Raw genomic sequence first — 21794 nt, forward strand, 5'->3', positions numbered from 1 at the left:
TATAACACTCTTATTTTACGATTTCCACAATTCCCTTGCTCCCATTTACACGTACTTTTTGACCATTTTTAAGCGTCTTAAGCACATTGCGTACCGACATAACTGCCGGCAACTTCATCTCACGCGCCGTAACAGCCCCGTGCGATAAGGGCCCGCCACTTTCTGTGATCAGAGCGCACGCATTATAAAAAAGCGGTGTCCATGCCGGATTGGTGGTTCGGGCTACCAATACCGCATTTTTAGGGAATTTGGCAAAATCTTCGGTGGAGTGCACGATAAATACCTTTCCTTCGGCCACACCGGGACTACCGGCCAACCCCGTCATTTGCGAAGAATTAGATGAATTTTGGGTGGCTTCTTCAGCTTGTAAATCCCATACGGGGGTACGTTCCTTGTTTTTCAAATAGGAGGTTTTTTCCGTGGAAATTACTTCTTTTAATTGCGCTTTTGTTAATTTCCCCTCTACAAATTGTTGCAAACTATCCATATGACAGAAAAACACATCATACGGGTCTTTAACAATTCCAGCTTTTTTTAGCAGTTTCCCCATTGCCAAAGTTCCTTTCCGGATAGGTAAGGTAAGCCGCGTCGTTTGATAATGCTCAATATCATCTAGCGAAGTATACGCTCGCACCAAACGCAATATTTCATAGTAAAAGAAATGTAAATCTTGTGGCAATTTACTAAATAATTGAGCTTGTGCTGCCTGATTGGCTATTTTGATTTCATATTCCTTTTCCAAAGGTGTTTTCGTTTGCGGAGTAGTGATAATAAGTTTCAAATTATCCAACACCACCCAAGGCGCTTCCACCCAAGTAGGAACGTAATAATCAAAATCTGTTTCCCGATGCCCGTGCATGCTTAAAAAATTGCTAAATGCTTTGTCAAAAGCCGGGAATTTCTTTAGACTTTGTTTTTGGATAATATCCCGGGAAGGTGTTTTGGAAAGCAACGTTAAAAGAGCTTTATCTTTTTTGGCAAGTTGTGCTAGCCCATACAGTTCGGTATTTACCAAATTTGTTTTTGTTTCAGTAGTAGCAATCAACAAGGGAAATAAGTGTTTGGCTTCAGTTTCCCCCACCGCCAATGTAATGAAATACAAAAACATCTTATACAAAAGCGCTTGTGTAATGGAAATAGCAATATTCGGACGGAAATAATTTGTTCCCAAATCCGCCACCCGCAGCAGATAGTCCCACACTTGTGAAACATTTTTCTTAGACAAATCTTCTGACATCAAGGCCCCAATACCGAGCAAATAGGTGTCCAAATTACGCGTCCACTTAACAGGCAATTCTTGGACGTAGGAAAAACGGTCCTTTAAAAAACCAATTTTACTTCGTAAGTCATCCAAATTGGCAATTTGTACAGGTGTTTGCCCCATATAGAGCCACACGGCATTTTGGTTACCGTAAATATAATTATCGAACATGGCAAACCATTTTCCTTCAAAAGGAGGAAGCCCCATCAAACGGAAAGAGTGATTAAGTGAAATATGAAATGCTTTTTCCACAAAATCCCAAGTAAAAGGAGTAATAACACTTGGATAACGTTCTGCAGATTCATCCCGCGTCCAACGGGCTGGCAAGGTAGTAATGGGACGAGCTTGAAGTAAAAATAATTGACGTCCTTGGAAGGCCCATTCAATATCTTGCGGAAAACCATAGTGTTTTTCCACTTTTGCGTTTAAAGCAGCAACTTGTTTAATTTGACTATCGGTTAGGCAGGGTTTTAAGGCTTCCTTACCGCTTAATTTTACTGTTTTTGTACCGCGAGCAAGTGAAACAATTTTTTCTTCTTTTTCAGCCACAGAGCTCTGCAGAATACGGCTATCTTTTTTGGATACAATAAACTGATCTACAGTACTTTCTCCGCTCACAACAGATTCGCCTAATCCGTAGTTGGCATTGATTAAAATTTCATGCACATTTCCGTTTACCGGATTGATAGAAAAACCGACTCCGGCCGTGTCCGCCTGGATCATCCGCTGCACTACTACCGCCATGGTAGTATCGTGCTGGTTAAACCCTTGTTTATGGCGGTAAGCAACGGCACGGTCATGCCACAAAGAGAGGAAACATTGCTTGATTTTATCTTCAATTTCTTTTTCTCCGACGCAATTTAAGAAAGTATCGTGCTGTCCGGCAAAGGCCGCTCCCGATAAATCTTCCATCGTAGAAGAAGAACGTACGGAAAACGCTTTGATATTCTTAAATTTGCCCAATGCCTGATGAATTTCTTTACGCAAAGAAAGCGGCAAAGCCAAGCCGGCTAATTTCTTTTTCAGGGCTTCTGTTTGTTTAACTAATTTTTGAGGATGAGTATAATCAAAGCGTGCGATTTCTTTATCCAGAAAATCTGCTTGCGCAATAAAATGGCTATACGCCTGTGCCGTTACAATAAATCCTTGCGGTACCGGAAATCCGGCACGCGTCATTTTAGATAGATTAGCTCCTTTTCCGCCGCTAAAAGCAATGTTTTGGGCTTGTTCATCCGTGAATAACAAAATATCTTTCATATCAATTTTTCTCCCAATGTTTCATATAGTACTCAGCAAATAAGAACATGGTAATTGCTAATACAAATCCGACCAAACAATCTACCGTATAATGATACCGCAGATACACCGTAGAAATCCATAACCCAACACAAGGCACCAAATATCCCCAAAACCGCAACTTATGATATTTGGAATCAAAAAGTAAAATAAACAAAGAAACCGCACAATGTAAACTTGGGAAAACGTCCGTATAGTTTGTCCCCTTAGGGTACATATAATGCAAAAAATCCATTACGGGTCCTGCCTGTATAGGTCCGCCAAAAACATCTGACATAGCCAAATAAGGACCCACTGCCGGAACGAGTAAATATCCCATAAAGCCAAAAGCATACAAACTAAACAACCCCACGTAAAAACCTTTTGCTGTTTTAAGCGGCTGAAACAAATAATAAATACATGCTACGGGTAGTTGTATCATAAACAGCATATAACAGGCCGCTAAAATTTCCGTCATCCACGTGCGCATATAGGGCGTTAACCATACGGATAAATTACCGCCAATAAGCAAATTATCCCAATGCTGTAAAAGGGTATCCATTTTACCTTGCGGATTGATAAGCGGAGAAATTGTTCCCAAACTGCCAAAGACTAAATTCATTACTACAAAATAAATTACCAGTCGCCATTTCCATTGATTGCGAAATACATAGCCATACCAAGCTAACACCAAGGGGAGTAACGTATATAATACGCTATTAACAGAAAATCCAGTCATCCACCACAACCGAAGAGCCGTAATGAATAAAAACAAATTAAATAATAGTTCGTGAGGTAAAATTTTAGTGAATAATTTTTTCATACAAATTCTTACGCAACTCATTAAATTTTTTCATACCTTTTGGACAACGCAGCCAGTTGTATAAACTAATCGTATGCTTTTTCCAGGCGCCGTAAACAATAAAGCCCAGTAAAGAAACAGCCAACGACAGTATGGTTAATTTGGGGAACAACACAAGTTCTAAAACCGTTAGTAATAACCATAACGTGAAAGAGGGAATAATTTTCCACAGAGAAATCACGTTGTTATCATCAGCAAATTTTTTAGAGCAAAAATATCCCGCTAATACCGGAAGTAGATTCCAACAAAAAGCATATAATACAAAAGGCACCGTAATACACCACGTCCATACGCTATTTATCACTGAACGCGGGAAAATCGGCACTCCTTTATATAATTTGAGTCCCGCATGATTTAATTGAGCTAATATATCAGCTGATTGTCTATATAATTCCTTATCCTCGTAAATTTTGCGCAGGAAAATGTGATAGGGGACATCCCCATATAAAGACAACAACACCGCAGCCTGTTGTATTGTGCGCTGTTCTTCTTCATCTGCATAATCTATACCCATTCTTTCCAGTGCTTCTGTAAATAAACGGTGAATTTCTTTACGGTCTACCGGTTGAGTAAAAACGATGGGTTTTCCTGCCACCACTTCTGCCCTGCCGCCTAAATGTGTTGGGTCATCATAAAATACACCGCAAGGTATCACCGTTAATGATTTCCCCTTTTCAAAATTGAAACGGGAAGCCAAAATAGCCGCCCCTTCCTTAAAAGGCAAATGACGGGGGCCCAAAGTGCTTGTACCTTCCGGAAAAACGAATAAACGGCCGTTTTCTTCCAAAAATGAAATACACTTTTTCAGTGCAGCGATATTACTACGTACGCCTTTATCTTTGTCGCGTGTAACTTCTATCCCGTCAAAAAACAGACGGACAACCGGGTTACGCCGCAGTTGCGCTGCCAACATAAATACCACCGGGGTTAATGCCCGATGATATACAAAACCATCTACCGCACCGTTTTTATGCAGGCCGATAAAAAGAACAGAACCTTCAGCCGGTATATTTTCTTTTCCATAAAAAGAAATCTTACGAAAATATACAAGCGTGATAAGTGTAATAAAACTTGAATACCAACATCTCTTAAACAGATTCATTGGATGTAGCCATTTCTTTAAGTTTTACGTAATCTACCTTCCCGGTTCCCATAAGCGGAATTTCTTCCACTACACGAATCGTTTTGGGCACGGCCAGTTCGCTAAGGCCTTTCTCTTTGAAAGCGGCAAGCAAGGCTCCGCGTTCAGCGGTAGGTTCTGTGGTAAATAGCACCAGTTGTTCACCTTTTTTCTCATCGGGAATATTGACTACCGCATGCGTTTTGTCGGGCCACAGCGCATTGATTTCCGTTTCAACAGCGGTTAAAGAAATCATCTCGCCCGCAATTTTAGCAAAACGTTTGGCACGACCTAGAATAAACACAAAACCGTCTTCATCCACGCGCACAATGTCGCCTGTATCATACCAACCGCCTTGCGGAGGCTCTAATACACCGGGGTTGCTATCGCGCAGATACCCAGCCATAATGTTAGCTCCTTTGACAAGCAGTTTTCCTCCCTCTTCCACACCGGGGATTTGTTCCAACTTATATTCAATGCCCGGTAACAGACGGCCCACACTGCCCCGCTTAAAGTACATGGGAGTATTAACGGCCATAACAGGGGCCGTTTCGGTGGCTCCGTATCCTTCCATAATGCGCAAACCGAACTGGTCATAGTAATTGCGGATAGTTTCTTCTTTTAGTTTTTCTGCTCCCACCACCGCTAAACGCACAGAATAGAAATCATACGGGTGAGCCATTTTGGCGTAACCGCTGAAGAAGGTATCCGTTCCAAAAATAATAGTGGCATTTCTATCATAAACCAGCTCTGGCACAATGCGGTAATGTAACGGAGACGGATAGAAAAATACCGGAACGCCACACAAGATTGGCAACAATGTGCCTACCGTTAAACCGAAGGAATGGAAAATAGGCATTGCATTAAACACACGGTCTTTAAGCCCAAAATCTAGCACACTTTGCAGTTGCAAACGATTGGCTTGAATATTCTCGTGTGAGAGCACGACTCCTTTGGGGGTTCCTTCACTTCCGGAGGTAAAAAGTACCACTGCTGGATCTTTGGGGCTTACATTGCCACGCACTTTTTTGTAGTACCGCCTTGGGAAGTAAGATGCCATTAAACCAATTATTTTATCCCAAACAGAAATCTCCTTTTTCAAATCTTCCAAGTACACCAGTTGAAAACCCGCCCGTTTTAAAGCATCCGCTGTTTCCATCAGTCCACCTTGCCGCAGGAATAATTTGGAAGTAAAGATGGTTGTGATTTTTGCGGCTTTACAGCAGGCAAGCATGTTTTTCACACCCGTAGAAAAGTTAAGCATACAAGGCGTAATGTTAAAAGCACGCATACCAAAGAACGCCACCACACTGGACGTCATATTGGGGAGTAAAAAACCCGCCATTTCGCCTGGTTTTTGATGTTTAGCAATTTTCTTCCCTAGTATAAATACAGCGGTTAAAAATTGCCCAAAATTAAGCGGCTTGCGCGTAGCATCATTGATAATACGTTTTTTACGGCCCACTAACTTGTACGCATCTATCAAAGAATCAAACAAGGTTTCTTGTGCATTACCGGCTTCGTACTTCATATTGACCATGATATCGTAAAGTCCACGGGCAGCTGCCAAACGGCGGGCCTTCCCTTTTACGCTTTCGTCAAGTTTCAAGGTTTTAGGCGATTGAATGGTAATGGTAATTTTGCTCTGCGGGCGCGTTTTTAATTGCGTACCAAAGCGCGAAAATAACGAGTATTGGCTCCCCTCCAAACAGACGGGCAACAACTGGGCGTCGCTTTTGTCGGCGATCATGGCCGGGCCGGGATAGATTTTCATAAGGCCGCCTGTGGTGGTAATACGCCCTTCGGGGAAAATAGCCACCCGTTTACCGGCTTTTACTTCTTCAATAATGGACTTTACCGCCATCGGGTTGGTGGGGTCAATCGGGAAGTATTTTACCAAGTGCAAAAAGGGTTTTACCCACCATTTTTGGCTGACATAAGTGTCAATGGCAAAATACAAATTTCCCGGCAGATACACCCACAACAAAACAGCATCTAAAAAGGAAGTGTGGTTGGCAATAATTAGAGCGTTGCCTTGCAGGTTTTTCCAATGTTCAATCCCGTTTACCTTCACACCGTACACAAAGTTTAATACCCGCGTCATAATCATACGGATAATATGATGCGGCAATAGACCACAAATGTAAATGGCAGCTAACGCGTTAGCAAACGCAATCACACCGAAAACGGCAGGAATGGTAAATTTCATAGCCAACAACCCCGCGCACAAACCGCTACCCAATACCATAAAAAGGGAGTTAATGATATTGTTTGTAGCAATCACGCGCGAGCGGGTATTCTCCGTAGCCAAAAACTGGAGCATCGCATTAAGCGGCACAATATAGAGCCCGCCACACACCGCAAAGCCGAGTAAATCCAAGGTAATACGCTTGCCGGCAAAAGTCATTAAGAAGGCTTTGTAATCCAGGGCCGTTTCCGCCGGAATATAGCCGGCAGTGGCACAAGCCAAATCAGCCAAAAATACCGTCATCAAAAGGGCACTTATCGGCACATATTTACTGGTAATTTCCCCCTTTACCAAAAATTGGCAAAGCAAAGAGCCCAACCCGATTCCACAGGAAAAAAGAGTTAAAAGGAAGGTAAACAAACCGGGCGTACCGTTTAAGATGTCATGTGCCAAGGAAGGCATTTGGGCAATCAACGCCGTGCCCAACATCCAAAACCAGGAAATCCCCAAAATACAAAGGAAAATATCGTGGTTCTGCTTAGCAAACGCCATATTCTTCCATGTACTGCGGATGAAATTTTTATCTATCTTCAAATCCGCATTGGCCGGTTTTTGAGCCGGGATGAACAAACTGGCAAGCAACCCTAATATAGCTACCCCTAAAATAATGCCAGGCAACCACAATTCATTAGCGGCAATGATAATCCCGCCAAAAATAGTGCCTTGCAAAATAGAGCCGTACGTACCCGCTTCAATAATACCATTACCGGCAATCAGTTGTTTTTCACCTAAAATATCAGGCAAGATACTGTATTTGACCGGGCCAAAGAAGGCGGATTGCGTACCCATTAAAAATAATACACCCAGCAAAAGCGGTACGTTGGTCGTTAAAAACCCAACTCCGGCTAAAAGAACGATAACAACTTCCAACCCTTTAGTGGCTTTAATAAGGATATCTTTGCGAAACTTATCCGCCAGTTCACCGGCTAGTGCCGAGAACAAGAAAAACGGCAACATAAATAATGCAACTGCCAAAGAAACTATTACTGATTTGCTCCCTGCCGATATACTAGTTACCTTATAGGTAATGAATGTGGCCATAGCAGTACGAAAAAAATTGTCATTAAACGCACCCAAATACTGAGTGCAAAACAAAGCTAAAAACGGACGATTAAAGAAAGTTTTAAGAAGTGCAAACATAATTATTTATCCTCTTGTAAAGTTACGAACCAATTACATAAAATGGTTTCAAATTGGGCTCGATTGGCAGACGGAATCCTCTCCGTCAATTCCCTTACTAGTGTATCATATTCCGGCCATACCTCATCAATCAAATTTTGCCCTTTTTGCGTAATACAAATAATATTTTCGCGACGGCTTTGCGGATTTGTTTGGCGTGTAAGCCAACCGGCATGAACTGATTTTTCCACTAGTTTAGTAATATTGCTGGCCGAGGCAATGAGGCGTTTGGATAGCTCCACTTGGCTAAGTCCTTTGCCATTATTTTGATAAGCGGCAAGCATCAGCAAATTAAACTGCACAGCCGACAAACCATGCGGAAGCAGGAATTTTTCCACGCGCGTTTGCAACAGGTTATAAACCAGCGCCAACACATACGTAATATTTTCATACACACGTCCTTTTTCCGGATTGATACCGTAAGGACGTAAGTTCGGTTTATTTGTTTTCATATAAATACTTTACTAATAAATTATTTATTTTTCAAGTATTATTATAAATATTTTCTTAACATCCTCACTTATTTAATGGCATAATAATGGCACATAGGAGCGCCAATATATGCCAATAACATTTCATCCCAATTACCAAATTACCCAATCTATCCTTGAAAAGCTCTATAAAATAGACCAAATCAAAGAGCAAGTAAAGGATATGCCATTAACGCGCTAGATGCAAGACAAAAACAAGCACTCATCTTGTTTGAAAAGAAAGAGTTTATCACGTCTAAAGATATAGAAGAACTGTTCCACTTTGCCGGCAGAACGGCTAGGCAGTTACTGCAAAAGTGGGTAAAGCAAGGTTTTGTGGTGGTAGCAGAACCCTCCAAAAAAGCCCGTAAATACAAGTTAAACAAATAAATTCCTTGCTTGTTCCCTGTTTTGGGTTGTAGGGAATTGGAGGAATTTATACTGGGTGCTAGCAAGAAAAATCTTTAAAATTTAAAATAAATCCCTTACTTTTCCCTGTATTTACCCTGTTTTACAGGGAAAATAGTATTTCTCGCCTGTTTATTGCCTGTTTGAAAAATCAGCATAGTGCTAGGGAAACTAGAAGCACCGCCATTTACAATAATACCCGCCTAATGGCGGGTTTTTTTATGTATGATAATATATAGCCAAAAGGACATTCCTAACCTTTTGCGGAAAAGGCCTATATTAAAACTACAGAGAAAAGGAACTTATTATGAAAAATTACGGACACTGTTTGTTATATTCCCTGATACCGACGGGCGTCACATTTATACCGGCCGTCTTTTGTTGGTTAATCACTTTAATGGGAATTGCGATCGGACATGAAAATTCCTATATAGATTGGCTTTCCCTGCTCAGCTTACTGGCCGCTCCGTTTACTGCAAGTATTATTTATCTGGGAACCTTTGTGGCATTCTGTATTGTAGGGACAAAAAAACCGTTGGTTTTTCGGGTTTGCGTTATTTCCTCTATTGTCGCTTGGGTTCTATATGCCTTAATTCTTTTTTCACTGCTATCCGAAAATTTCGGCTCAGGCTGGGTTTAAGCCGAAGGGACTTCCTTTCTAAAATAGTACAATTAAACCCTCCCCCGCGGGAGGGTTTTGTTATATACTTTAGAAAGATATGAAAAAAGTATCTCTTTTAATTATTTTTCTGTTGGGTTTACCCGTCTTTTGTTTAGCCCAACAGCTCACCGTAGGCAAGATAACGGCCAGTACCACCCGTATGAGTCCGCAGACGCTCACGCGTCATTTTCCCTTGAGACCGGGAGACAATTTTGATGCGGAACTTTTTGATAAAGCACAAGACGATCTGCACCGCTTGCGCGTGTTTAAGAAACTATCTTTCTCCACCTCCCCTTCCGCGGAAAATAAAGTAGATATCCATATAGATGCCGAGGACGGCTCCTACATTTTTCCCATGGCTTTCTTATCGGGCGGGAGCAAAAATGCCGCCGGGGTTTCATTGGCTGCCGGAAATTTATTTAAGCAAGGGGAAAGTTCCTTCTTCTTTGTCGGGGGAAGTACGGACGGTTTTTCCGCCGCGGCTGGGGCCGTTTTGGCAGACAACTCTCTTTCTATCCATTATTCCAAACTGAATTTTGACCAACGGTTTTATTCCCATTATTGGAGTAACACTTACGGTGTCTTTTCCACTACCGATGACGAAAAAGAATATGCTTCAGCCCTTCTTGGTTCCGTACATACCAAAAAAGAAAGCGTTTCCCTTATCTACACCCGCCGTTTTAACCGCATTTTGCGCGCATTTGTGAAACCCCAATATATTTATTATTCCTATGGAAAAGAAGGGTTTGACGGCGGATTGCACAATCAAATCCAGGCAGGGCTCCGTTGGACGGACGATATCCGCCCCGGGGCCAATATGGGGGCGCTCTCCGGTTATGGGCTGACAGATAAAACCAAAAGCCTGCAGGACTTACCCCGCGCACGCAGCGGATATATGGCAGAAGTGGCTTACAGCGCAGGCGGAAGTTGGACGGGGAGCGACTATACCCTATCCAAATTACAAGCCGAAGCGGCCTGGATTTTGGAAACAAAAAGCCGCCATTTATTTGTTTTGGAAGCCAAAGCCGCCGATGCTTTTAAGGCTTCGTTTAGTGACGAAATTTTTTCAACCGATTTGTTAAGCGGTGCCGGCCGTTACGACCGCCATATCCGCGGTTCTCGCGGGGCAGGCACGGCTGCGACCTGGATTTATTATATTTTGCGAAACAAAACAGGCCTTTTATCTCTCGCTCCTTTTTATGAAATTGCCTATGTGTATACTGACGGGGCTTACCGTCCACATAGCGGAGCCGGAGCCACTTTAACTTACAAACTGTGGCGGTTTCCGCTACCCATTGGAATTAACTATACCCACAACTTACAAGACGGCAGCAACCAAATAGGCTTTGTAGTAGGTGGGACTTTTTAATCTTTTCTTTTATTACCTGCAGGGGCTGGAAAGCCCCTGTTTTTTCTAACCCTTTTTTTCGGCTTGCGACAAACAAACCAATTTATATACTCAAGGTATGCACCGGGCCCGATATAAGCCCGGAAGCAGTTTGAAATTAGGGGGTAGTATTATGGGAATGAAAGGACGCGAAATTGTAGAAAGAGCCGGAGTGCATGTAGAGGAGTTAATTCAACTGCTCAATAAAGCCTACAGCGATGAGTGGCTGGCTTATTATCAATACTGGGTAGGGGCTCAAGTAGCCACGGGGCCCATGGCCGCCGATTTGATACCGGAATTGGAAGAACACGCGCAAGAGGAACTGGATCACGCCAAAAAATTAGCCAAACGCATTTTAGAATTGGGAGGCACGCCTGTACTCAGTCCGGAAGGGTGGTACGAAGAAAGCACCTGCGGATACTTAGTACCGGAAAACCCGGACGCGGTAAAACTTCTTAAACAAAATTTACAGGGCGAACGCTGTGCTATTGAAGTTTATAACAAAATTCTAAATTTTGTGAAGGGAAAAGATATGATTACGGGAAATATGATCCGTAAAATTTTGGAAGAAGAAGTAGAACATGAACAAGATTTGGAAAACCTGGGGTTTGACTTTCTGGGAGAATCTTTCCCCAGTTGTTCCTGCGGTTGCCGCTAAATTAAAAGCCCTCCGCAAGGAGGGCTTTTTTAGGTATTTTTAAGGAATTACGGGGTGAGGCTCAAACAGAACTCCGTCCACCATTACTTTATCTCCCACCTTGCGCTCGGGGTGTTTGAAGGCTTTTTCCATTTCGGCCTCCCGCACAAAAGGTACGGCGAAAAAAATAGTCTTGCTTGAAAATTTGTTAAGCCAATCGGTTAATAAAGCGGGGGTTTCCCCTGCCAAAAATTTATCGGCCACCAACGGCGTATATTGTCCGTTTTGATTCAAAATCACCAGTGATGCCGTATGATAACGCCACTTAAGCGCAGGGGTTCCGTCCGCCTGCATAAAGTTCCCATCCGGCGCGGAGGACTTCAAAAATTCTTCGTTTTCCGCCTTGGCAATTATCTTGTACACCCGTAACGCTCCCCACTGGGTACTGGGGACAGATACCGTCTCACATACTTGTTTGCCGAACAAATAACTGCAATATGTACACTCCTCAATAGCATAGCGGTAGGTTTTTAAGGTGCGGGAAGTACGCGGAGTAATCCCTCCGTTATCCACATCTTCGGGGCGCATTTGCGGTGTTTGGTAGGTGATTACTTTACCTTTCCCGTTAAAAATCGCACGGCGCAACATATCTTTTACAAATTTTACATCTCTATCGGACACGCTGGCATGCAGGCGGTTGTTGACGGGCAAACGGTAACTGGGTTTCCCTCCCAAAAGCGGAGCCTTGGACAATAAACGCATAAAGGCCAATTCCCGCGCATCGTTTGCTTCGTTTTTACCATGATAGGTGGGAAAAAACGGGTGGGAAGCAAACATTTCCTGCAGATATTTTTTAATTGAGTCCTTATGTTGCAAATAAAATTTTTCGGCATTGCGGACATCAAAACTATGAATAAGAGAAAGCCTGTCCAATGCGCCCAAATACTCTAAGGTTAATTGGGTTGGGGCATATTCCCCATAGGCCGAGGCCGACACATACATATTGAACAAATAAAAAGCCACCGCTCTTTCCTGTTCTTCTGCAGAAGGAGAAAAAAGTTTTTGCCAAAATCCGGGCTCTTCGTAAATTGTATTATGAGGAAAATAAAAACGCATATACATCAGCCGTCCCCAGGCGGGGTTTTGCTGTATCAAATGCGAGGCCTGAATCTTTGCTTGTAAAACGGAAGAAAATTTGGCAAGCGGCACCCCCGGTTGCCCCCAGGCAACCGATACACATACACACATAAGTAAACAAGCCAATATTTTTCTCATACGATATAGTATAGAAAAACTGGTTTTTCCCCACAAGGGCCATAAGTCCTATATTCTTCTTACGAACAAGTCCAGATTCCCCCTTCCTTTTTGGAAGTATTTTATTATAATATAGGGGAAGTTTTACCAATACTAAAAAGGAGATAACTTATGTGGTACGGAATCAGTGCCCTAAGACCTTTTGAACAGTATGCGCTTTTTGGCGTATTGTTTATTGCGGTTTTGGGGCTTTTATATGCCTTATTTCTACGCAAGCAAGTAATTAACGAAGATTGCGGCACCCCGGCAATGCAAAAAGTTTGGGGAGCTATACGCGAAGGGGCCAATGCTTACTTAAAAAGACAACTCAAAACCATTTTGCCCCTTATCGGTTTATTGACCGTATGTTTGTTCCTCTCGGTTTATATTGTTCCGGTATCGCAAGACTCCATGGAACGCTTCGCCGGTCTTTCTCCCGAAAAGGTGAAATTGATTGCCGCTTTCGGGCGCGCAGGCGCGTTTATTTTGGGGGCGGTATTCTCGCTGCTCGTGGGGCAACTCGGTATGCGTATTGCGGTAGATGCCAACGTACGCGTGGCGGCCGCATCTAAACGCAGTTTCGGTGATGCCTTGCGCATTGCCTACCGTGCGGGTACTGTTACCGGTATGTTAACGGACGGCTTGGGCCTTTTTGGCGGAACGATTATTTTTATCATTTTCGGTATTGCCGCGCCGGACGCCTTGCTCGGTTTCGGTTTCGGCGGAACGCTTTTGGCTCTTTTCATGCGTGTAGGAGGCGGTATTTACACCAAAGCCGCCGATGTGGGCGCCGATCTGGTAGGTAAAGTGGAAGCGGGTATCCCCGAAGACGACCCGCGCAACCCCGCCGTTGTGGCTGACTTGGTGGGCGACAATGTGGGCGATTGTGCCGGTATGGCCGCGGATATTTTTGAATCGTATGAAGTAACCATTGTATCCGGCCTTATTTTAGGGATTGCTTTGTGGCGCATTACGGGCCACCACGAGTGGATTGTTTATCCGCTTTTGGTACGCGGGATTGGGGTGTTATGCTCCATTATCGGTACTTATGCGGTAAAAGATTCCAAACGCAATGCAGGTAACGCCATGAAAGCCATTTTCAAAGGCTATTCTATTTCCGCCGCGATTTCGGTGGCTATTTTCGGCGTACTTGCTTATTTCTATATGAACACCGTTCCCGGCGGGTGGTGGCGTCCGTTTGCGGCTACCACTATCGGTATTATTTTGGCCATCGGCATTGACCGCCTGACTGAATATTTTACGGGTACGGAAAATAAACCGGTACAAGAAATCAAAAAATCTACCGCTACCGGTTCGGCTACCACCATTCTTTCCGGTATTGCCGTAGGTTTTGAATCGGCCGTATGGACTACTTTGGTTATTGCGGCTTCTATTTTCTGCTCGGTGGTTATTTTCGGCACAATTGACGGACTTTCCCCGACGGAAAAATTCAACTTTATCCTCTACGGTGTAGCCATGACGGGTATCGGTATGCTTACCCTTACCGGTAATAACGTAGCCATGGACTCCTTCGGCCCCATTGCCGACAACGCCAACGGTATCGGCGAAATGGCCTGGCACGGACAAGAAGACGAAGAAACTAAAAAAGCGCGCCAAATCATGGCGGACTTAGACGGTGTGGGAAACACCACTAAAGCCATTACCAAAGGGGTGGCTATCGGCTCGGCCGTTATTGCGGCGGTATCGTTGTTTGCTTCCTACATGGTAGATGTCAGCAATGTGCAACGGTTGCTTAATGATGCTTGGGCCGCTGCCGGGGAAGACAAAGTTCTTCCGCTTCTTTCTCAAGTAGGGATTGTGGTTTCCAACCCCGTTGTGTTTGTAGGTATGCTGATTGGCGGAGCACTCCCGTGGTTGTTCTCGTCTTTTGCTATCAATGCGGTCAGCCGTGCTGCGGCACTTATTGTGCAGGAAGTCCGCCGTCAATTCAAAGGCGGGGTATTGGACGGATCTGCTCAACCCGATTATACACGCGCGGTAGGAATTTCCACCGTGGCGGCCCAAAAGGAACTGATTATCCTGGCTCTCTTGGGCATTATCTCTCCCATTGTGGTAGGGTTAGCCTTCGGGGTAGAAGCCTTGGGCGGTTTCTTAGCGGGTATCATCATTTCGGGCCAATTGTTGGCGGTGTTTATGTCCAACGCCGGCGGCAGTTGGGATAACGCCAAAAAAGTGGTGGAAGACGAACCTTCCAGCATTGAAAATAACACGGGTAAAGGTTCCGAACGCCACAAAGCCAGTGTGGTGGGCGATACCGTGGGCGATCCCTTAAAAGATACGGCCGGCCCCGCCGTGAACCCCTTGATTAAAGTGGTAAACATGGTGGCCGTAATCGTAGCGCCGATTGTGGTGAACTACCATAACGATTTTACCCCCCTCGGAAAAATCGGCTGGGTGGTAGTGATTGCGTTATTGGCGGTATTAAGTTGGGCGATTTTATCCAGCAAAAAAACCGCTGAAGACTTAAACAAATAAGTTTAGTAAAAAAAACCCCCGCTCGTTTGAGTGGGGGTTTTTTTATTTTTCTCTTATCAATTAAAACAGTAGGCATAAAATCCGTTGGGAGAATAGCACCCGCCGGTGGTGGACTTACCCGTTAAACTTTTACAAATACGGCTCATAATCCCATACCCTCCTTCGTGGTGGTTCATCCATGCCCCGCACACCAATTTTCCCGGAGTATAGGGCCAATGGTTATTATCCTTTCCGCTTACATTATCATAAATATAATGAACCCTTCCGTAAGGGCGGCCGTTATCTCCGCCCCGTTGGGCAGCAACCATTACTTTACTTATTGATATTTTAAATCCTTTTTTATCCGTATATTGCGTTTTGGCATCATTAAGCGTTCCGGAATATTCATAACCCAAATCTTCAAAATTTGTGGCATATTCCCCATTGGCCAAATAATATACCTCTTGCGCATCTTTAATGGCACGAAGTGTCGGCAAATAAGAACTGAAGCGCGTTTTCCATACCGCTATTTCATATTGCGGAAGGGCCACCGCCGCCAATATGCCGATGATTAACACTACAACCAAAAGTTCTATCAAAGTAAAACCTTGTTTCATAAAAAACCTCTTGTAAATAGATTTACGGTAAGCAGAAAACCATGCGATTTTTCCTGTTTCCCGCTTATAATTATTATAAGGGAAAAAACAAACGATTCAAGAACTTGAACTTTGATACTCAAAAAACCTATAAAACAAAAAAGGCACAGAAAAATTCTGTACCTTTTTATTCAAAAAATAATTTCTACAAATAAAGTTCCAATGTATCCAATAACTTGCCTTTATCGCTATGCACTTTAAGTGTTAATTTCCTATCCACAATTTTGCCCGAAGCATAGTGGCGAGCCGACACAAAACGCGCCGTAGAGGGGTGTGGGTTTTCGCGCTTACCCGGTTTGGGGGCCGCGGTACCCAAGGTTACATAGGTTACGCCGTGCGGAGCCACTTCGCCGCGATACATGGGAAAAGTTCTTTCGTAATCGGCATCGCCGCCTTGCAATACCAATTTTACACGGTAATCTTCAAAAATTTTTACCCAATTATGGAACACTTCGTTGTTGGTTCCTTTTACGCCGGAAGAATATGCCGGGGCATTCATCACCACAATTTTCCATTTTTCGCCAGCCCCGGCCAAAGTGGTTTTAAGCCATTTGGTTTGGGCAGATTTTTCACCGATTTCCGGCGCCCATACAGCTCCCTCGGCCACATTGGTATCTAAAAAGATAAAGCGTGCATTGGCCGTATCAAACGAATAATACTTGGGAGTGGCGGTGCTCCAACTCATATTATGAAAACGGGAATAATTCGCCCGCAGAAAAGATTTGCTGTCGCGCGATTCGCGGTTGGGGCCGTATTCGTTGGGGCCCAAAGCCACAAAAAGCGGGGTTTTTAATAATACATCTTTGAAGGGGTCAAAAAACTCGCGGTTGGTATCTTCGTTTAAGCCGCTGGCGGTCAGGTTACCGGTGTGAATCAAAAAGTCGGCTTTTTCCTCACTCATTAACGCGGCCACATTGGCACGCGCGATAGCCGCATCGTCCGTAACGGGCAAGAAGTCGTCCGCAGGCGCTGCGGGCTCTGCACCGGTAGCCCCCATGGCTAAAAAATTAACGATTTTGCGTTCCGGCGAAAAAAGCGTGCGGAAAGAACCTTCCACCGGATTTTGCGTGCCGTCTTTGGCGTGGTTGTACACATGCACACGGTAGCAAAAATCTTGATTAGGCACCAAGCCGTACAAAACGGCTTTGTGCGAAGTCCCTTCCGGGGTCACGGTCATAATCTGGTTACAGCGAGGGGTGGGGCCGTATTCCAACCAGGCAGGGGTGGGCTCGTCCGTTTCCCAACGCAGAATCATAGTGGTTTGGGTAGGGTCTTCGATATACGGGCCGCGCAAAATCTGCGCTCCGTATCCACCGGAACAAATAAATAAAAAAGCAAATAAAAAGGTTAATTTTCTCATCTCTTTTATTCTACAAAATATCTTTTTATTACAAAATAAAACCCTATAGCCAAAAATGCTTAAAATTTGGTTAAATGGGAATATATGAAAAAATTACTTTTATCTATTTTATCCGTTTGTATCCTCTCCGCCGCCGCGCAAGCGCGCACGGTGGACGTAACCGCCGCCTACACGGGGGCTTCCCACTTTACCAAGGCAGATGCCGGGGCCACGGTGGCTTTATCGTTAAACACATTGGCCGGTATCCAAGCCCGTTATGTCAACGATGATGTATTCAAAGATCCTATCTACTCCGTCTATCTTCCGATTCACATGGACTTTGATTATTTGAAATTTAACTTTACGCCTTTTTATTATTTCAAAAACAAAAGCGATGATGCCCGATATCAAGACGCGTCCGCGTTCGGCTTGAACTCCCGCCTGATTATTACCATGCAGGACGATGAAGTAAACGATTTATACACCCATGCCTTTATCGGGGCCTCGTTTGCGCGTCAAAAAGGCACGCTTACCTTGGAAGGGGCCGACTCCAACCAATACTACTCCGAAGCCGCCTACACCTTGGGTTTACACAAAGATTTTTACCGTGCGTTCGGTTTTGAACTCATCGGAACCGTTTTTCAATATCCCGACGGCATAACCGGTGTCGAAAGTTTCCGCGGCATTATGGACCAGCAAGACTTGGCCTCCACCCAAACCTTGGACATCGTGCGCGAATTGCCCAAATATGCCGTGGGTACCCGCTTAACCCGTATGTGGGCGGACGACGGGTCTTCCATTTATCTCAGTTACCGCTTTGGGGAATACCACACAACCGATTCCCAACACTCGTTTGTAGTGGGTAACTCGTTTATTGTAGGGAATTTAGTATCCGCCGACATGGCTTACAACCATGTGCGTTCCGTACATAATAAAGACAAACGCGATATTTTCTATATCCGTTTAGGTATGTCTTTCTAAAAGAGGCCAACTATGAGCGAAGAAAAGAACGAAATTATCAGCTCGCGTGCCCTTACGCTGATTTCTCACAAACTCAAAACCCCGCTTTCCATTATCAACGGATATTCCGAGGCGATTTTATCTCAAGCCGGGAAAGAAAAATTCTCCCCTTTCACCTCTAAGGCTTTAGAAGAAATTCACAAGCAAGGCGGCAAAATGTCGCGCTTAGTAAACAAGTTGTTTGATTTTAATAAAGTTACTTCCGCCAAAGCGGAAGACTTAGAACGGGAAGATGTTGCCTTAAAACCGCTTATTAAAGATTGCGCCAGTTGTGCCGTGGCACGCGAAGAAGTGCCTGCCGTTCCCGTAACGGTAAAGGAAGATTCTTCCGTCAAGCGCGGAACTTTTGTGGAAATAGATTGCCCGGAGCGCTTGAACCTTTTTGCCAATGCGGAAATGTTGCGTTTATGCATACAGGAACTTTTATCTAATGCCATTAAGTTTAACAACAAAATGGAAAAAGTGATTAAAGTTCAATGCGCCAACCACGGCGACAGTATTTCTATCTCCGTGCGCGATTACGGGGCCGGTATCCGTCCGCAAGATGTAAACCTTATCTTTGAACCCTTCTACCAGGTGGACGATTATTTCACGGGGCAAATCAACGGTTGGGGATTGGGGTTACCCATGATTAAACGCATTTTAGATTTACACGGCGGTTCCATTAGTGTAGTGTCCGACAGGGGCCTCGGCTCTATTTTCACCATTAACTTTCCCGTCTTATGAACACAGAAACTTTGTTAGATACCATTAACACCCAATGCGATGCCTTGCGTGCCCGGCTGCACGCGGCAGCCCTGTCGGTAAGCGATTTTAACAAACGCTTGGAAGCCATTTTGCAACAACTGCATAAAAATATAGAAGTGCGCGATACGACCTTTGCGGCAGATTTTAACCTTTTTTGTGCAGACCTTCGCACCCAGGTAAACGATACGGAAGCCTTTTGGCTCCAAGCCCGGGCTGATGTGCGTGCCTGTAAAGCCGCCGATTGGACGGAAGACCTGGCCTTGCCTGCCAAAGGGCTCAACAGCCGCGCCCGCTCCCTTTCGCGCGCCGCTGACGAGTTTACCACCGCTTACGACCGATTCTGCCGCAACTACAAAAGTTTTACGGCGGCCAAACTTAATGTGTGGTTGTTAACTTCCTGCCAAAGCGATTTGGATAACCTGACGGGAAAGATTTTATTTTTGGCCAGAGAAATTGCAAAACAAACCGAAAGAAACAGAGGATCCCATGCAAACGGATAAAAACACTTACTATTACTTAAAAACAAGTGCCATTTGCCTGACGGTAATTGCCGCAGGCGTGTTGACGGCTTTTTTGGTTTACACCAAAGCCTTGCTGATTCCGCTGATTATTTCCATTTTTATTTACACCATTTTGGCACAAATGACTTTGGCTCTTAAAAACCGTTTTTCCTTTCCGTCTTGGCTTGCGCTTACGGTGTCTATTTTGGTTTCGATTGCCTTATTTGCCGGTATTATTATATTTACGGTAAACTCGGTGGGAGAATTTTTGAAAGGAGCGGAAGTGTATCGCCAAAACTTAATTGATACCGTGTCCAACTTGGCTACCCGCTTGCAGGAATACGGCATCACATTGGATCAAAACTTCATTGAAAGTTATTTGCGCGAACTCCCTGTTTTTAATTGGGTAAAGAATTTCGGCGGCAAAGTATTCAATATCTTTTCCAATGTCATGTTGATTATTCTGTTTATGACCTTTTTTCTCTTCGGCACCAAAAAAGCCGCCGCTATTACCAACCCTGCCATTAAAGAAATGCTTGCCAATGTATCCATTTATCTGTCGGTAAAGTTAATGGCTTCTATCGCCACAGGGCTTGTGGCCGCCGTTATTTTATTGGCATTTAAGGTTAAGTTGGCTGTCTTGTTTGCGTTGTTTGTGTTCTTACTTAACTTTATTCCCAGCGTGGGCTCTATTGTGGCAGTATTATTACCGATTCCGGTACTTTTCTTGCAATTCGGCTTTGGGCCGAATTTCTTTGTTGTATTGGGGCTTTTGACTGCCACCGAATTTACCATCGGAAATATCCTTGAGCCGCGCTTTTTGGGAGAAGGTATGGATTTGCACCCCGTAACGGTAGTGGCTTCGTTAATCTTCTGGTCGCTTATTTGGGGCGTACCGGGCGCTTTCTTATCCGTGCCGATTACGGCTTCCGTAAAAATTGTCCTTAGCAAAATGAAACATACCCGTCCGGTAGCGGAACTGTTAGCCGGCAGGCTACCCCATTGATATCAAGATGCTTTTAACAAAAAAGCCCAAGGATAACCTTGGGCTTTTTTATCAATTATAATACACTATGGCAGTTCGTAAAAACGAACTCCGTTTTGCGTGATAGGAGTTCCTTCGCAGGACATGACATCTTTGCAGAAATCCCCCGCTTTTATTACTTTGGATACAATTTCCCCACAGTACATTTTCTTCTGCAAAGTTCCTTTTCCTTCCCTATGCACAAACATAATACCGCTTCCTTTGTAGCGTCCTTCTATAAAAAAGCCGGACGAAAAAGAAAACGAACCTTCGGAGTCTCCGCGAATATTGATAACTAATTCAAACAAATTTTTATAGCGCACCGCATCCGTACCGGGAGTTGTTAACCCTACACTACTCTGCCCCACAGATTCCAAGTTATTAAAATCATAACTTAAACCCCGGAAGGTTTTGGCATAACGCCCCGTTTTTAAGAAAAAATTTTCTTGTGCGTTTGCCAGGCTTCTTACACTAACAAACAATTGACTTGCACGAGCCTCCCAAACAGCTTTTTCATAGTGGGGCATGGCCATAGCCGCCAAAATTCCAATAATCAAAACCACAACCAGCAACTCTACCAAAGTAAAACCTTGTTTCATAAAACTATCCTCTTAAGAAAATTATAAATAATTTGTTACATATCTCACAATACAGGGGTTTCCTTTTAGTATTACTCTGCAAGAAAAAACCCGGCTATGCAAAGAGCCGGGTTAATCATAAAGATTTTTCTTTAGTTGGCCGAAGTAAGCGGCATTTCGTTACGAACCTTGTTAAACAAGTTAGTGGTCGTGGCGCGTTGCAGGAAGGACTCCCACTCTTGCTGGGTCAGTTCGAAATCGTCCATAACGATAGAAGAAATCTCTTTGGCGGTATCTTTACCCACCGCATTGTTTTTGGCGTATTCGTTTTCCAACTCCACATAGCGGCTGGCAATGGCATAATCGATATCTTCCTGAGAGTAGGTAGGAGCCTCTTGCTGGGCATTTAAGGTGTTGGTATCATAAATGCCTTGCGGTGCGGTAGAGGGAAGCGGTGTATCCCCTTGCGGTACCAACAATTCGCCACGGCTTTGGTTATATTCCGTTCTCACGGGTTCTTTACCGTTGGGGTTGGTTACTCTGCCCAGCATTAAATTGGAACAGGCAGACGGGTGAACAATAAAATATACACTTAAAATAATAAAAACTAAAATAACGGACTTAAGTAAAATTTTCAGCACGGGTGGCCTCCTA

General features: G+C 44.1%; 17 protein-coding genes. 7 read left to right on the plus strand and 10 right to left on the minus strand.

Annotated elements, in window-relative coordinates:
• Positions 1-10: 10 nt before the first annotated feature.
• The 5 genes from E7027_00905 to E7027_00925 are packed head-to-tail and all read right to left on the minus strand — an operon-like array spanning position 11 to position 8397.
• Positions 11-2518, minus strand: coding sequence for a phosphoenolpyruvate synthase (locus tag E7027_00905; protein MBE6420697.1), 2508 nt, complete (start codon positions 2516-2518; stop codon positions 11-13).
• A 1-nt stretch (position 2519) separates the two neighbouring features.
• On the minus strand, positions 2520-3380 hold the full coding sequence (locus tag E7027_00910) for a phosphatase PAP2 family protein (protein MBE6420698.1): 861 nt from the start codon (positions 3378-3380) through the stop codon (positions 2520-2522).
• Entirely contained in the window at positions 3340-4500 is a 1161-nt protein-coding gene (locus E7027_00915; GenBank protein ID MBE6420699.1) for a hypothetical protein, read from the minus strand. Before E7027_00915 ends, E7027_00910 begins: the two co-directional genes overlap by 41 nt.
• On the minus strand, positions 4487-7906 hold the full coding sequence (locus tag E7027_00920; GenBank protein ID MBE6420700.1) for an acyl-[ACP]--phospholipid O-acyltransferase: 3420 nt from the start codon (positions 7904-7906) through the stop codon (positions 4487-4489). The genes E7027_00915 and E7027_00920 overlap by 14 nt, the downstream gene beginning before the upstream one ends.
• Before the next feature lie 2 nt (positions 7907-7908).
• Positions 7909-8397 carry a MarR family transcriptional regulator gene (locus E7027_00925; protein MBE6420701.1) on the minus strand — a complete coding sequence of 163 codons (489 nt, stop codon included), beginning with the start codon at positions 8395-8397 and terminating at the stop codon, positions 7909-7911.
• Between the two features lie 1145 nt (positions 8398-9542).
• Here E7027_00925 and E7027_00930 point away from each other — a divergent pair.
• Entirely contained in the window at positions 9543-10853 is a 1311-nt protein-coding gene (locus E7027_00930) for a hypothetical protein (protein MBE6420702.1), read from the plus strand.
• A gap of 151 nt (positions 10854-11004) precedes the next feature.
• A complete protein-coding gene (locus E7027_00935; protein ID MBE6420703.1) occupies positions 11005-11529 on the plus strand; it encodes a ferritin in 525 nt (174 codons plus the stop codon).
• A gap of 39 nt (positions 11530-11568) precedes the next feature.
• On the opposite strand, the gene E7027_00940 is transcribed toward E7027_00935, so the two are convergent.
• Positions 11569-12783: a hypothetical protein gene (locus E7027_00940; protein ID MBE6420704.1), complete on the minus strand. Its 1215-nt coding sequence runs from the start codon at positions 12781-12783 to the stop codon at positions 11569-11571.
• Positions 12784-12933: 150 nt separating this feature from the next.
• Here E7027_00940 and E7027_00945 point away from each other — a divergent pair, with 150 nt between their 5' ends.
• On the plus strand, positions 12934-15297 hold the full coding sequence (locus E7027_00945) for a sodium-translocating pyrophosphatase (GenBank protein ID MBE6420705.1): 2364 nt from the start codon (positions 12934-12936) through the stop codon (positions 15295-15297).
• A gap of 56 nt (positions 15298-15353) precedes the next feature.
• Here E7027_00945 and E7027_00950 read toward each other — a convergent pair whose 3' ends face one another.
• Complete coding sequence (locus tag E7027_00950; GenBank protein MBE6420706.1) at positions 15354-15893, minus strand: prepilin-type N-terminal cleavage/methylation domain-containing protein; 540 nt, start codon at positions 15891-15893, stop codon at positions 15354-15356.
• A 184-nt stretch (positions 15894-16077) separates the two neighbouring features.
• Positions 16078-17292, minus strand: coding sequence for a metallophosphoesterase family protein (locus E7027_00955; GenBank protein MBE6420707.1), 1215 nt, complete (start codon positions 17290-17292; stop codon positions 16078-16080).
• Positions 17293-17376: 84 nt separating this feature from the next.
• Here E7027_00955 and E7027_00960 point away from each other — a divergent pair, with 84 nt between their 5' ends.
• The 4 genes from E7027_00960 to E7027_00975 are packed head-to-tail and all read left to right on the plus strand — an operon-like array spanning position 17377 to position 20544.
• A complete protein-coding gene (locus E7027_00960) occupies positions 17377-18252 on the plus strand; it encodes a hypothetical protein (GenBank protein ID MBE6420708.1) in 876 nt (291 codons plus the stop codon).
• Positions 18253-18264: 12 nt separating this feature from the next.
• Complete coding sequence (locus E7027_00965) at positions 18265-19017, plus strand: HAMP domain-containing histidine kinase (protein MBE6420709.1); 753 nt, start codon at positions 18265-18267, stop codon at positions 19015-19017.
• Positions 19014-19538: a hypothetical protein gene (locus E7027_00970; protein ID MBE6420710.1), complete on the plus strand. Its 525-nt coding sequence runs from the start codon at positions 19014-19016 to the stop codon at positions 19536-19538. The genes E7027_00965 and E7027_00970 overlap by 4 nt, the downstream gene beginning before the upstream one ends.
• The gene (locus E7027_00975) at positions 19525-20544 is read left to right on the plus strand and encodes an AI-2E family transporter (protein MBE6420711.1); all 1020 of its coding nucleotides are present in this window, start codon (positions 19525-19527) and stop codon (positions 20542-20544) included. Before E7027_00970 ends, E7027_00975 begins: the two co-directional genes overlap by 14 nt.
• Positions 20545-20609: 65 nt before the next feature.
• Here the strand turns inward: E7027_00975 and E7027_00980 are convergent, their stop codons facing one another.
• Entirely contained in the window at positions 20610-21161 is a 552-nt protein-coding gene (locus tag E7027_00980; protein ID MBE6420712.1) for a prepilin-type N-terminal cleavage/methylation domain-containing protein, read from the minus strand.
• 131 nt (positions 21162-21292) lie between these two features.
• The gene (locus E7027_00985; GenBank protein ID MBE6420713.1) at positions 21293-21781 is read right to left on the minus strand and encodes a hypothetical protein; all 489 of its coding nucleotides are present in this window, start codon (positions 21779-21781) and stop codon (positions 21293-21295) included.
• Positions 21782-21794: the final 13 nt, after the last annotated feature.

Origin of the sequence: Elusimicrobium sp. (assembly GCA_015062115.1) — a bacterium.
In the GTDB taxonomy this organism is placed as follows: domain Bacteria; phylum Elusimicrobiota; class Elusimicrobia; order Elusimicrobiales; family Elusimicrobiaceae; genus Avelusimicrobium.

Excerpts from the sequence above, each read along its gene's own strand:
- E7027_00905 (MBE6420697.1), bottom strand. The coding sequence starts at position 2,518 with ATGAAAGATATTTTGTTATTCACGGATGAACAAGCCCAAAACATTGCT.
- E7027_00910 (MBE6420698.1), bottom strand. The coding sequence starts at position 3,380 with ATGAGTTGCGTAAGAATTTGTATGAAAAAATTATTCACTAAAATTTTA.
- E7027_00915 (MBE6420699.1), bottom strand. The coding sequence starts at position 4,500 with ATGAATCTGTTTAAGAGATGTTGGTATTCAAGTTTTATTACACTTATC.
- E7027_00920 (MBE6420700.1), bottom strand. The coding sequence starts at position 7,906 with ATGTTTGCACTTCTTAAAACTTTCTTTAATCGTCCGTTTTTAGCTTTG.
- E7027_00925 (MBE6420701.1), bottom strand. The coding sequence starts at position 8,397 with ATGAAAACAAATAAACCGAACTTACGTCCTTACGGTATCAATCCGGAA.
- E7027_00930 (MBE6420702.1), top strand. The coding sequence starts at position 9,543 with ATGAAAAAAGTATCTCTTTTAATTATTTTTCTGTTGGGTTTACCCGTC.
- E7027_00935 (MBE6420703.1), top strand. The coding sequence starts at position 11,005 with ATGGGAATGAAAGGACGCGAAATTGTAGAAAGAGCCGGAGTGCATGTA.
- E7027_00940 (MBE6420704.1), bottom strand. The coding sequence starts at position 12,783 with ATGAGAAAAATATTGGCTTGTTTACTTATGTGTGTATGTGTATCGGTT.
- E7027_00945 (MBE6420705.1), top strand. The coding sequence starts at position 12,934 with ATGTGGTACGGAATCAGTGCCCTAAGACCTTTTGAACAGTATGCGCTT.
- E7027_00950 (MBE6420706.1), bottom strand. The coding sequence starts at position 15,893 with ATGAAACAAGGTTTTACTTTGATAGAACTTTTGGTTGTAGTGTTAATC.
- E7027_00955 (MBE6420707.1), bottom strand. The coding sequence starts at position 17,292 with ATGAGAAAATTAACCTTTTTATTTGCTTTTTTATTTATTTGTTCCGGT.
- E7027_00960 (MBE6420708.1), top strand. The coding sequence starts at position 17,377 with ATGAAAAAATTACTTTTATCTATTTTATCCGTTTGTATCCTCTCCGCC.
- E7027_00965 (MBE6420709.1), top strand. The coding sequence starts at position 18,265 with ATGAGCGAAGAAAAGAACGAAATTATCAGCTCGCGTGCCCTTACGCTG.
- E7027_00970 (MBE6420710.1), top strand. The coding sequence starts at position 19,014 with ATGAACACAGAAACTTTGTTAGATACCATTAACACCCAATGCGATGCC.
- E7027_00975 (MBE6420711.1), top strand. The coding sequence starts at position 19,525 with ATGCAAACGGATAAAAACACTTACTATTACTTAAAAACAAGTGCCATT.
- E7027_00980 (MBE6420712.1), bottom strand. The coding sequence starts at position 21,161 with ATGAAACAAGGTTTTACTTTGGTAGAGTTGCTGGTTGTGGTTTTGATT.